Annotated in this window: 13 protein-coding genes; all 13 read right to left on the bottom strand. The window is 67.2% G+C overall.

Going from position 1 to position 12,084, the window contains the following annotated elements:
* Positions 1-12: 12 nt before the first annotated feature.
* The 13 genes from ACYVKR_RS09380 to ACYVKR_RS09440 all read right to left on the bottom strand — a co-directional run bounded on the left by ACYVKR_RS09380 (position 13) and on the right by ACYVKR_RS09440 (position 12,017).
* On the bottom strand, positions 13-771 hold the full coding sequence (locus ACYVKR_RS09380; protein ID WP_460480551.1) for an enoyl-CoA hydratase/isomerase family protein: 759 nt from the start codon (positions 769-771) through the stop codon (positions 13-15).
* Between the two features lie 6 nt (positions 772-777).
* The gene (locus tag ACYVKR_RS09385) at positions 778-1,869 is read right to left on the bottom strand and encodes an NAD(P)H-dependent flavin oxidoreductase (protein WP_460480552.1); all 1,092 of its coding nucleotides are present in this window, start codon (positions 1,867-1,869) and stop codon (positions 778-780) included.
* The gene (locus ACYVKR_RS09390; protein WP_460480554.1) at positions 1,866-2,771 is read right to left on the bottom strand and encodes an enoyl-CoA hydratase; all 906 of its coding nucleotides are present in this window, start codon (positions 2,769-2,771) and stop codon (positions 1,866-1,868) included. Before ACYVKR_RS09390 ends, ACYVKR_RS09385 begins: the two co-directional genes overlap by 4 nt.
* 1 nt (position 2,772) lies before the next feature.
* On the bottom strand, positions 2,773-3,543 hold the full coding sequence (locus tag ACYVKR_RS09395) for a CoA-transferase subunit beta (protein WP_460480555.1): 771 nt from the start codon (positions 3,541-3,543) through the stop codon (positions 2,773-2,775).
* A gap of 10 nt (positions 3,544-3,553) precedes the next feature.
* Positions 3,554-4,432 carry a CoA transferase subunit A gene (locus tag ACYVKR_RS09400; protein WP_460480556.1) on the bottom strand — a complete coding sequence of 293 codons (879 nt, stop codon included), beginning with the start codon at positions 4,430-4,432 and terminating at the stop codon, positions 3,554-3,556.
* Between the two features lie 3 nt (positions 4,433-4,435).
* Positions 4,436-5,350 (bottom strand): VOC family protein, encoded by a 915-nt coding sequence (locus ACYVKR_RS09405; protein WP_460480558.1) that lies wholly within the window; start codon positions 5,348-5,350, stop codon positions 4,436-4,438.
* Between the two features lie 314 nt (positions 5,351-5,664).
* The gene (locus ACYVKR_RS09410) at positions 5,665-6,714 is read right to left on the bottom strand and encodes an alkene reductase (protein ID WP_460480559.1); all 1,050 of its coding nucleotides are present in this window, start codon (positions 6,712-6,714) and stop codon (positions 5,665-5,667) included.
* Positions 6,715-6,728: 14 nt separating this feature from the next.
* On the bottom strand, positions 6,729-7,421 hold the full coding sequence (locus ACYVKR_RS09415; RefSeq protein ID WP_460480560.1) for a nuclear transport factor 2 family protein: 693 nt from the start codon (positions 7,419-7,421) through the stop codon (positions 6,729-6,731).
* Positions 7,422-7,515: 94 nt separating this feature from the next.
* Positions 7,516-8,301, bottom strand: a complete 786-nt coding sequence (locus tag ACYVKR_RS09420) for an SDR family NAD(P)-dependent oxidoreductase (protein WP_460480561.1) — start codon at positions 8,299-8,301, stop codon at positions 7,516-7,518.
* Positions 8,302-8,403: 102 nt separating this feature from the next.
* Positions 8,404-9,198 (bottom strand): SDR family oxidoreductase, encoded by a 795-nt coding sequence (locus ACYVKR_RS09425; protein WP_460480562.1) that lies wholly within the window; start codon positions 9,196-9,198, stop codon positions 8,404-8,406.
* Between the two features lie 44 nt (positions 9,199-9,242).
* Positions 9,243-9,707 carry an SRPBCC domain-containing protein gene (locus tag ACYVKR_RS09430; RefSeq protein WP_460480564.1) on the bottom strand — a complete coding sequence of 155 codons (465 nt, stop codon included), beginning with the start codon at positions 9,705-9,707 and terminating at the stop codon, positions 9,243-9,245.
* Between the two features lie 31 nt (positions 9,708-9,738).
* Positions 9,739-10,902 carry a sulfotransferase family protein gene (locus tag ACYVKR_RS09435; protein ID WP_460480565.1) on the bottom strand — a complete coding sequence of 388 codons (1,164 nt, stop codon included), beginning with the start codon at positions 10,900-10,902 and terminating at the stop codon, positions 9,739-9,741.
* On the bottom strand, positions 10,899-12,017 hold the full coding sequence (locus tag ACYVKR_RS09440; protein ID WP_460480567.1) for a DUF1214 domain-containing protein: 1,119 nt from the start codon (positions 12,015-12,017) through the stop codon (positions 10,899-10,901). The genes ACYVKR_RS09435 and ACYVKR_RS09440 overlap by 4 nt, the downstream gene beginning before the upstream one ends.
* Between the last annotated feature and the right edge of the window lie 67 nt (positions 12,018-12,084).

Consider the following 12,084-nt stretch of genomic DNA (forward strand, 5'->3'; position numbering starts at 1 on the left):
GCACCGTGGGAATCAGAATTTGGCGTCGCGCTTTTCGACGAAGGCGCTGCGCGTCTCGGCCGAATCGGGGCTCATGTAGGCCTGCAGGGTGAAGCCCTGCTCCCAGCGGTACTTGTCCTCGAGGTTGCCGTCCTCGACGCCGGTCAGCGCCTCCTTGGCGATGCGGATCATGGCCGGGCTCTTGGCGGCGATGCGGCCGGCGATCTCCAGCGCCGTGGCGCGCAATTGGTCGCGCGGCACCACGCGCTCCACGGCGCCCAGGCGCAGGGCTTCCTGCGCGCCGATCATCTCGCCCGTGAAGAACAGGTAGCGCGTCTTCTGCACACCGAACATGCGCTGCAGGTGGGCCGCGCCCCCCATGGCGCCGCGGTCCACCTCGGGCAGGCCGAAGGTCGCGTCCTCGGCGGCGATCACGATGTCGGACGCACCGCAGATGCCGATGCCGCCGCCCAGCACGAAGCCGTGCACGGCCGTGATCACCGGCACCTTGTTCAGGTGCACGGCCTTGAAGGTGGCGTAGTTGCCGGCGTTCACGTCGAGGATGAGCCGGTCGTTGGCCGCCAGCTCCTTGATGTCCACGCCGGCGCAGAAACCGCGGTTCTCGGCGCGGATCACGATCACGCGCACTTCGGGGCGCTCGCCCAGGGCCTGGATCTCGCGCGCCAGGCCGTTCCAGCCTGCGGCGTTCAGCGCGTTCACGGGCGCGCGGTCGAGCACCAGCTCCGCCACGCCGTTGTCATGGATCGTCGAATGGAATTGTTGGGAGGACATAGGGCTTCAGGCTAGGTTCAGTTGGTTCAGCGCGCTGCGGCGCTCCAGGGCTTGGCGCACGATGCCGCCGATCACGGTTTCGCAGCTGTCGAGCTGGCCGATCAGCGCCGCCACCTGGCCGGCGGACATCACGCCCTCCGCGGGCTTGCCCTCGACCATGGAGCGCTGCAGCAGCATGGGCGCGTTGGCGGCCATCACGGTCTGGGCCACCGAGGACGAGTCCTCGCGCAGCGCCTTCATGAAGATGCTGGCGGCCTGGCCCGTGGTCATGCCGGTCTCGGCCTTCCACTGCAGTGCCAGGTTCAGCGCGATGCGCAGCCGCTTGAAGGGACTGGCCTTCTCCAGCATGGCCAGGTATTCGTTGGGGATCATGCGCTGGGGCATGCCATCGACCAAGTGCGAGATGGCGATCTTCTCGGCGTCCCGCGTGGCCACGTAGCGCTGCAGGGTCAAGTCCGGCACCTTGGAGTCGCTGGTCATCAGAAAGCGCGTGCCCATGGCAATGCCCGAGGCGCCGTAGGCCAGCGCGGCCAGCAGGCCGCGGCCGTCGTAGAAGCCGCCGGCCGCCACCACGGGCACCTGCACCGCATCGACCACCTGGGGCAGCAGCACCGTGGTCGGCACGCTGCCCGTGTGGCCGCCGCCTTCGCCGCCCTGCACGGTGATGGCGTTGGCGCCCATCTCGATGGCTTTCTGCGCGTGCTTGAGCGCGCCCACGGTGGGCATGCAGACGATGTCCGCGTCGCGCAGCCGGCCGATGACCTTCTTGTCGGGCCCGCGGCCGTAGCTCACGGCACGCAGCCGGTGCTTCACGGCCAGGTCCAGCAGCTGCTGGGCATTGGGCTGGAACATGTGGAAGTTCAGGCCGAAGGGCTGGTCGTCCGTCAGGCGCTTGACCTTGAGGATCTCGGCCTCGATCCTGTCGGCGGCAATCGTGGCGCCGGCCAGGAAGCCGAAGCCGCCCGCATTGGTGGTGGCCGCCACCAGGTCGGCGCCGGCCACCCAGCCCATCGCCGTCTGGATGATGGGATAGCGGCAGCCGAGCAGCTCGCACAGCGGCGTGCGCAACGACGTGTGCAGCACTTGGGGGTCGCTCATTGCGCGGCTTCCTTCTTGTTGGCCTGCACCATGGTCTTGGCGTCCTGCCCGCCGAGCTGCCCCATGCCCATGGCCTGGCTGTGCGCGTGGGCGAAGTGGTGGTAGCCGAAGGCCATCTCCATCGTGGAGCGCAGGCCCTGCAGGTCCTCGGCCTTGTTGACCACGAGCTTGGTCAGCGCCATACCCAGGCGCGGCTGGGCCACCAGCTTGCGGGCGATGGCGCTCACCTGCTCCTGCAGCTCGGCGCGCGGCACCACGCGGTTGACCATGCCCATCTGGTAGGCGCGCTCGGCGCCCATGCGGTCGCCCAGCAGCAGGAACTCCTTGGCGATGCGCGGGTGCAGCTCGTGGGCGTGGGCGAAGTACTCCACGCCGGGGATGCCCATGCGCACCACGGGGTCCTGGAAGAAGGCGTCGTCGCTGGCCACGATCAGGTCGCAGACCCAGGCCAGCATCAGGCCGCCGGCCACACAGGCGCCCTGCACCATGGCGATCATGGGCTTGGGGATGTCGCGCCAGCGGCGGCACATGCCGAGATACACCTCCTGCTCGCGGGCGAACAGCTGCTCGCCGCCGGGCTTGTTCGTGTGGTCCCACCACAGGTGGGCACGGTCGAAGGGCTTGTTGATGTCGCGGCCCGGAGTTCCGATGTCGTGGCCCGCACTGAAATGCTTGCCGCTGCCGCACAGCACGATGACCTTGACGGCATCGTCGTCCGTGGCCTGGCGGAACGCAGCATCCAGCGCATAGGTCATCTGCGAGTTCTGCACGTTGTTGAACGTGGGCCGGTTCATGGTGACGGTGGCGACACCGTCCTCCACGCGGTAGAGCACGGGCTCGTCGGTCTCGTAGACGGACTGGTCCTCGCGCGCCACGAATTCGCTTGCAGCAATGCTGTCCATGTCAGGCTCCCATCGCCGTGGCGCGCAGGTTGTGGGGATCGATCTCGGCCAGCAGCGCGAGCTGCTCGGGCGTGGGATCGGCGGTCACGCCCACGTGCTCGGGCACATGGATGGGGAAGCCCGTGGCCTCGACCACCTGTTCCACCGTCACGCCGGGGTGCAGCGACACCAGGCGCACCTGGTGGTCGGGGCCGCCGAAGTCCATCACGCACAGGTTGGTGAAGATGAAGCGGATGTCGGTGGTCTCCTCCAGCGTCCAGCCCTTGGCCAGGCGCGCCGGGTTGTAGCCCACCGAGCCCACGGCATCGACCTCGCCCGCCACGAAGACCTTGGGGCTGTGGTTGGGCACGAAGAAGGAGTTGGCGTGGTTGATGGAGTTGCCCGGAAAGCCGCGCACGCCCAGCATCATGGACTTGGGCCGCGCGTAGTCGCTGCCCACCATGGAGATGTTGGCCTGGCCGAAGCGGTCCACCTGCACGGGGCCCACCATGGCGTGGCGCTTGCCACCCCAGACGTTGTCGAAGATGCGCGAGAAGCCCATCCAGGTCTCGCGCTTGATCTGGTAGCCGCCGCGCGGGCCCACGGGCACGGGCTCGCTGACGATCCAGGCCTCCGAGTCGGTCATCATCAAGTCCGTGTTGATGGACTTCATGCACAGCGATGCCGCCAGGCGCGGCACCAGGCCGATGCCGGTCGCCAGCACTTCTCCGTCGTTTTCCCAGGCGCGTGCCGCGGCGCAGATGACGCGATCCACCAATGCAATTTCACTCATCCTTGCCTCCTCAGAACACGGGCAGGGGCAGGCGCTTGATCGCCTCCATGCCGCCCACTTTTTCCAGATATTCCTGCTCCGTGCACTGCACGTACTTGTGCTGGTAGTCGCTCCAGCCGCCCTCTTCCTTGCTGCTGGCCACGTACTCCTTGAAGTGCTTGACGTCAAAGCCGTACAGCGGCGCGCACGAGGTGGGATGGGCACCGCCGGGCAGGTGCACCACGCCGGTGGTCTCGGAGCGCTCCCAGAACACCAGGCGCGCGGCCTCGGCGGACTCGAAGGTGCTCGACTCGACCAGCTCGTCGCAGCTCACATAGGTGTTCTTCGCGGCGCGGGCGAACAGGTCGTCCATGTAGATGTCGGGGCCGGCGATCTGGCACACGCCGCGCGCATCGGCGCGGTCCACGTGCAGCAGCGAGACGTCGAGGTTCAGCGCCGGCATGGCCAGCCACTCCTTGCCGTCGTAGGGCGACTCGATCAGGCGGATGCCGTTGTTGTGCTTGAGCACGTCGGTGCCCAGGCCCACGCGGGTGGGGATGTAGGGAATGCGCATGCCCGCCGCCTTCAGGCCCAGCACCATGTGGCCTTCGTCGATCTCCATGACCTCGATGGCGCCGCTCTGGCGGGCCTTGCGGAAGTAGGGTTCGAGCGGAATGAAGTCCAGCGAGACAAAGGCGAAGACCAGCTTCTTGACCTTGCCCGCCGCGCACAGCATGCCCACGTCGGCGCCGCCATAGGCGACCACGGTCAGGTCCTTGACGGGGCTGCGCAGCAGCTCGCGCACCAGCGCCATGGGCTTGCGGCGCGGGCCCCAGCCGCCAATGCCAATCGTCATTCCATCCTGGATGGATGCAACGACGTCCTTTGCCGTCATCAGTTTGTTGGCCATGGGTCAGCCCTCCTTGCCGTTGTCCGCGGGACGTCCCACGCTGAAGTCATGCCCCCAGAGGCTGACCGTGGTGAACTCGTGCGTGATGTGGTGCTCCCAGTCGACGATGGCGCCGCCGTAGCCGAACTCCAGGTCGAACCCGCCGGGAGTTTTCATGTAGAACGAAATCATCTTGTCGTTGGTGTGCTGGCCCAGCGTGGCCGAGAGCTGCACGCCACTCTTTTGCATGCGGTCCAGCGCGCGGCCCACCTCGGGCATGTCGTCCACCTCGACCATCACGTGCACACAGCCGCTGGACACCGGGAACTCCGCCAGCGCCAGGCTGTGGTGGCGGCCATTGGCGCAGTGGTAGAAGTGGATGCGGATGGTGGGGCCGGCATCGCCCGCGGGCTTGAAGAGGTGGATGTCCGACAGTTCGAAGCCCAGCACGTCGCGCACGAAGGCCTCGGTCTTGTCGAAGTCGGGCGCGGGCAGCACGGTGTGGCCCAGGCCGTAGTCGCCGGTGATGAAGCGCGCAACGCCCTGGGGCGAGGCGAAGTGGATGAAGTCGGACTTGAAGCCCCAGACGATCTCGTGGCGGTTGCCCGAGGGATCGGTCACGGCCGCCAGCTGTTGCACATGGCGGCGGGCGCACAGCGCGGCGCTGCCCAGCTCGTAGGCCACGCCGGCCGCATCCAGCACCTTCAGCGCCTGCTCGAAGGCTTGCTGGTTGGCCACCTCCCAGCCGGACGCGGCGTACTTGTCCTGGCTGCCAGGCTGCACCTGGAAGCGGAACTGCCGCTCGTCCATCTTGATCAGCAGATCGCCGGCGGCGGTGGTGCTGGGCATCATGCCCAGCACGTCGCGGGCATAGCCCGTCCAGCGATCGAGGTCAGAGCTCTCGGCGACCACGTAGGCCAGTCCACGTATTTCCATCATGATGTCGGGGCCTCCAGCCCAAATCCTTTGTGGTGATGCTCTGGATTCTGGGGATGGGGTGCGGCTCAAACATCGTCCGTTGAGACTAACGAATTTGCTGTTTTTTTCAAATTCAATAGCACGCATCCCTTGAGGGTGGCCGCTACTGGTGTATACCCCAGTCTTTTCGGCGACTCATCGCGCTGCTCGATCTAGGGGACAACCAGCATGCCGGCGCAGGCCTTCATCAACAAAAGGAGCTGCTCGCGCTTGCTGCATGGGCACTTCCAATACAAAACCCTTGAAGACCCTCATGCAGCAAGCGCTAAACGCTATCAATACAGATAGCCCTCGGGGCCTGCCGTATAGAGCGTGCGGCGCTCGAACGGCGCCGGCGGCAGGCCCTGGCGCAGGCGCTGCACGAGATCGGGGTTGGCGATGAAGTGGCGCGCGAACGAGATGGCCATGCCCTGCCCCCGCTGCAGCGCAGCCTGCGCGCTGTGCGCATCGAAACCATCGTTGAGGATCAGCCTGTCGCCAAAGTGATCGCGCGCGAGCTGGAAGGCGTCCAGCGCCGGATCGGGGGCGCGCATCACATGCAGGTAGGCAATGCCCAGCCGGGCCGCCTCGCGCATCAGCGCGGCATGCGTGGCGGCCGGATCTTCGTCGGCGCTGTCGTTGTAGGTGTTGCCGGGGCTCAGCCGCAGGCCCACGCGATCGATGCCCACGGCCTCGCCCATGGCGCCCAGGCATTCGGCGGCAAAGCGCACGCGGTTGGCGGCGCTGCCGCCGTATTCGTCGCTGCGCCGGTTGGTGCCGGTGCCCATGAACTGCATGCACAGATAGCCGCTGGTGCCGTGCAGCTCCACGCCGTCGAAGCCGGCATCGATGGCGCGCCGGGCCGCGGCCGCGTGCCCGGCCACGGCCTCGTGCACCTGCTGTGTGCTCAGCGCCTCGGGCACGTCGAAATCCTGCATGCCGGCGGCATCGGTCCAGATCTGGCCGCGTGCCTGGATCGCCGAAGCCGACACCGTGCGCACGCCCGCGGGCTTGATGTGGCGGCTGCCGGCGCGGCCGGCGTGCATGATCTGCAGCACGATGGAGCCGCCCCTGGCATGCACGGCATCGGTCACGCGCTGCCAGCCGCGCACCTGCGCGGCCGTGGCGATGCCGGGCTGGCGGCAATAGGCCTGGCCCTCGGCCTCGGGCCAGGCACCTTCGGCCACGATGAGGCCCGCGTCGGCGCGCTGGCCGTAGTGCTCGGCCATGATCGCGGTAGGCACGCCGTCGGCCGCGGCGCGGTTGCGCGTCATGGGCGCCATGACCACGCGGTTGCGCAGCGCGATGCGGCCCAGCCGCGTGGGGGTGAAAAGCATGTCGTTCATGCCGGCCTCCCGCTTCAGCGCACGCGCATGCGCGGTGCCGGCGCATTGCGGCGCATGGTCTGCAGGAACTGCTCCAGCGGCGCGGGCGCCGCCACCTGCGGCAACTCGTCCTTGTCCGGGCGCTCGGCCCAGAACTCCTTCCAGCTCGGGAACAGCTCGTGGAAGGCGCCGTGGTAGGGCGCGCGGCCCGGCCAGCGCATCTTCATGTCGCCGATGGGCGGCTTGTTCAGGTCGGTGGCGTACCAGTAGCAGGGCAGGCGCCGGCGAAAGTACCAGCGGCCATCGATGCGCTCGTAGTCGTCCCAGTACAGCATCTGCATGATGACCCACTCGGCGCCGCACTCGTGCTCGTTCTTGGAATAGACCACGCCGGTGGCGTGATCCGCATCCGCGAACTCGATGATGTGCTGGCCCAGGTGGTGCGAGGTGCCCGTGAACTGGTCGCGCAGCGTGCTGTCCTGCCAGGCCTTGAAGTGCGCGCGCCCCACCCGGTCCTTGCCCACGCGGATGTCGGGCGCGAACAGGTTCACATGCGCATCCAGGTCGCGCATGTCCAGCGACAGCGAGTACTTGCCGGCCAGCTGGCGGATGGCGTCCAGCGATTCCAGCCGGTCGATGCGCTCTGGCAGCGTCTGCGGCCAAGGGTTCTTCGCGGCCTCGTTCGTCGTGGGCCCGCTGCCGGGGTCGCCTGGTTCTGGCATCGCCATGGATCCGTCCCTGGGGAAAGTGGTGGGAAGCGGCAAGCGTAAGAAGCTTGCCGCCGCCGTCCATCGTCCGGGAGGACTAGGCGAACCAGGGCGCTCAGCCGCGCTGCGACGAGATGTTGCCGCCGTCCACCACGATCTCGGCGGCCGTGATGTAGCTGGCCTCGGCCGACAGCAGGAAGCGCACGGTGCGGCCGACTTCCTCGGGCGCGCCCATGCGGTCGAGCAGGATGCGCTTTTCGAAGAAGCGCTCGGGCAGGTGGTCCACCGAGGGCTTGAGCATGGGCGTCAGGATCTGGCCGGGCGAGACCGAGTTGATGCGGATACCGTCGCGCGCCAGGCGGTCGGCCAGCGAGCGCACCAGCGACAGCAGCCCGCCCTTGCCCGCGCTGTAGATCGGGTTGACCGCATTGCCCAGCGTGGCGTTGATCGAGGTGATGGCCACCACGGCCGAGCCCGGGTTGGCCGCGAAGTCGGCATAGAGCTGCTGCACCAGCATGGCCAGCGGCCGCAGGTGGATGTTGATGCCGGCGGCCCAGCTCGCCTCGGTGATGCCTTCGAGCGAGCCCGTGTCCACGGTGCCGGCCGAATGCACGAGGCCGCCCAGCGGCCCCAGGGCCTGGCGGCTGGCCTCGATGGCCGCGGGGTAGCCGGCGAGGTCGGTCAGGTCGATGCCTATGCCCACCGCCTTCACACCGAATTCGGCGGCGATGGCCGCGGCGCCTTCCTGCGCCTTGGCGGCGTTGATGTCCCACAGCGCCACGGGGCGGCCCACGGCCGCCAGCGCGCGCGCCGAAGCCAGGCCGATGCCGGAGGCACCGCCGGTGATGATGACGCCGGTGGACGGGGTGCCCAGTGCGGGCGAAAGAGAGGTCTGGTTCATGGTCTTTCCAAATAGATAGCTGCTCGCGCTTGCTATTACAGGGTTTTAGATAGAAAACTATCTGAAACCCTTGTACAACAAGCGCAAGCAGCTATGAAAATATCAATGAGGCAGGTAGTGTCCGCCGTTGACGTCCAGATGCGCACCGGTGATAACCCGCGCATAGTCGCTGGCCAGGTACAGCGCCGCGGCGGCGCAGTCGCCCTCGTCGGGAATCTCATTGCGCAGCGGAATGTCCTTGCCGACCTCCTTGGCCAGCGACTCGACGGACACGCCCTGCCGCTGCGATTCGCCCTGGAGATAGGCCTTGACCGGCTCGCCCCACATCCAGCCCATGTAGGTGCTGTTGACACGGATGCCGTGCGGCCCCAGGTCTTCGGCCAGGTACTGCACCGCCGTCTGCAGCGCGCCCTTGGAGACGGCGTAGCCGGCTTCCAACTGGTTGGTGCGGCGCGTGGCCATGGTGTTGATCATGACGATGCTGCCGCTTTTCTGCTGCTTCATCTGCGGCACGACGGCCTGCGTCATGTTCATGGAGCCGAAGAGGTTGACCTCCATGGTCTGGCGCCAGTCGTCCATGGCCGCGTTGCCGGACGTGCTCCACGAGCCATGCAGGTAGGCCGAGTTGATCAGCGCGTCGATGCGGCCGAAGCGCTCGGTGGTCTGCTCGGCCAGCCGCTGGCACTGTGCCGGCTGGGTGATGTCGGTGGGCAGCTTGAAGATCTCGCAGCCATGGCCGGCGGCGCGGATCAGCTGCTCCGTCTCGTCCAGCTTGGAGGGGGTGCGCGCAGCCAGCACCACGGCCTTGGCCTGGTACTCGGCCGCACGCAGCGCCAGCCGCGCGCCCAGGCCCGGGCCTATGCCCGAGACGATGATGACTTTGTCTTTCAGAAGCATGGTGCTTGTTGTCTCCCTGTTGGTGTTCTGTCGATGGCGCCGCTTCAACGCGCAGCGTGCAGTGCCTCGGCGCGCTTCTTGACGTCGCGCGCCACGTTGTCGAAGGCGGTCTTCACCCACGCACCGTGCTCGCGCATGATGGTTTCGGCGTTCACGCCCAGGAACTGGTCGGTGTTGAAGTAGGTACAGCGGTTCGCATCGATGGCCTCGATGTACTGGTCGCGGCGCGCCGCGTCCTTGTTCTCGGGCACGGCGCGCTGCTCCCACGACAGCAGCCGCTCGGGCTCGTAGGCCACGAGGTACTCGTTGACGGGGAATTCCACGCCGTTGTGCGGGTTGCGCACCATCATCTCCACCAGCGTGTCGATCTGGCGGCTGCTGCGGATGCTGAAGCAGAAGCTGTTCCACTCGGGGTACTTGTCGAAGTCGGTCAGCACCTCCCAGACGACGCTGGCGGGGGCGTTGATCTCGACCTGGATCGAGGTGACGAGGTTGGCGGGCTTGGTCATGGCAGTCTCCTTGCTTGTTGTGTGATGGCCGTCAGACCGCGGCGATGTGGCGCGCACGGTAGCGCGCAAAGTCGGCCTGCATGCCGGCATCGGTCAAACCGAACTGCTCCAGGCTGTAGTCGTGCTTGGCGCGCTTTTCGCGGCCGTTGCTGTCCATCCAGCGCTGCGCCCCGGCGCGCGCCTCGTCGGTGAACGGCATGCCGGCAAAGGCGTAGACGCGCTCCAGCACTTCCATCGGCTTGGCCACGGTGTCGGCGAACTGGATGTCCAGGAAGCGCGCACCTTCGTGCTCGTCGCGCACGTCCATGGTGTGGTGCACGCCGCGCGCCATGCGGCTGCTCCACTGCTGGCCGGCGGAGCGGGCATCGGCCGACTCGCTGTAGATCTGCCAGAGCGTGTGCGCCATGCTGGCCATGGAGGGAATGGTCTGCGCGGGCTCGCGGTGCGTGAGGATGACCTTGGCCTTCGGGAACACGCTGAGCAGGATCTCCAGCGTGTGCAGGTGCTGTGGCGTCTTGAGCAGCCAGCGCTCGGCCCGGGGCTCGCCGCGCTGCTGTTTTTGCCACTGCAGGAACTGCAGCATGCGCTTGAGCTGGGTGTAGACCGGGCGCTGGTCCTGCTGGTCCAGCCAGGCGGTGTAGCTGGGCACGTCGGCAAAGGCGTCCATGGCGCTGAGGAAGGAGTGCTCCATGAGCATGAACTCCTCGTCGCAGAGCATGGCATCCAGCGGGTGGATGGACAGGATCTGCGGAATGGCCTGCACGGTCTGCGCGACCTCGGCCTGGGCGCGCTCGATGCGCGCGGCAGTCGCCGTCACAGGCTCGCCGGGCAGGGGCGCGGGGTAGCGCGTCTCCCACCACGCGGCGGAGTAAAAGCGCGGGTCCACCGCCAGCGTGCGCTGCAGCATGGTGGTGCCGGTGCGCGGCAGGCCCAGGATCACCACCGGGTCGTCGATCGCTATCTGCGCGATCTCGGGGTGGCGCTGGAAACAGTCCTCCATCACCAGCCGGTTGACCAACTGGCCGATCATGCGCTCGCGCATCAGCAGCACGCCGGTGGGCGAGAGCTTGGCTTCGGTGTTCAGCGTGTGCACCAGCACGTCCAGCGCCTGGCGGTAGTTGTCGCTGCCGAAGTTGCTCAGGCCGGGCGCGCGTTCGCGCGCTGCGTTCAGCAGTTCATCCACATTCAGGCTCATACCGTCTCCGTTACTTGTTCGATGGCCACCACGCGGGTGCTCGGGTGGCATTGCTCCTTCGCGCCCACCCAGCGCAGGCACAGGGTTCCCTGGCGCACGCCGGCGGTCTGCAGCCAGTTGGGCATGCCGGGGTCGCGCTCGCTCAGCACCAGGGTCACGCCACCCTTGTCGTCGTAGTGCGCCTGGTGCTTGTTGATGCAGATCTGGTGGTAGCGGTAGTCCAGCGACTCCATCCAGTAGTTGTTGATCTGCAGGTTCCAGAACGAGCAATCGGGCACCTGGTCCACGTGGATGACCAGGGCCTCATCCTCGTCCAGCTTCCAATGCGAGTGGTAGTAGAAGATGTTCGGATCGCCGCCGACGGACTGGCACAGCGCCTGGTTGGCAGGCGGCAGCTCGTTGCTGTGCGGCAGGTAGCTCTGCGCCCAGTCGGCAAACAGCCTGGCCGTGTTCTCCACGAAGCCCGAGGCACGCTGCAGCGACTGCGCGAACACCGCCGGGTCCAGCGGGCCGGGTCGCTCCTGCGTGCCCACGCGCTCGATGCTCAGCTTGGCCGGCACCTCGCTCTTGCGGTCCATGAAGGTCTGGCGCACCAGCACCGAGACCGACTTGTCCTCCATGGGCAGCCAATTGGCCTGCGGGTCCGCGGGGCGCTCGGTGCTGACGATGAGCTCGAAGTCGCCCTTGTCGTCGGTCTTGAGCTGGGTGGCGTCGATGAAGCCGGTCACCACCATGCGGCCGTCGGTCTCGTAGCCGCCTTTCTGCGTGGCGATGCTCAGGTACGAGACGCTGCCGCGGTTGCCGAAGATGCGGTACTGCAGCGCCCCGTTCAGGCGCGCGTATTCGTAGATGTTGTCGGGGTTGTCGGCGCCGATCTTGGCGGTCTCGTGCGAGGTGCGGATGAAGCTGGGGAAGGCGGCATCGGCCGACTCCACATGCATTTCCAGCGCAATGCGCGTCAGGCGCGACAGGTAGCGGAAGCCCTCGGCGCGCGTGGCCGGATCGGCCGGCGTCTCGGGCCGCAGGATCTGCTGGCCGCAGCGCTTGAGGTGGTCGCAGAACTCGGCCCAGACCTCGCCGGTCAGCAGCTTTTCATCCGTCGATTGCTTGTCCATGGGGTGTCTCCTTTCAAAGGCCGGTGGCACGCGGCGCTTTCTGCGGCGCCGTCATGGCCGATGGCCT

The organism is Comamonas humi (assembly GCF_054782535.1).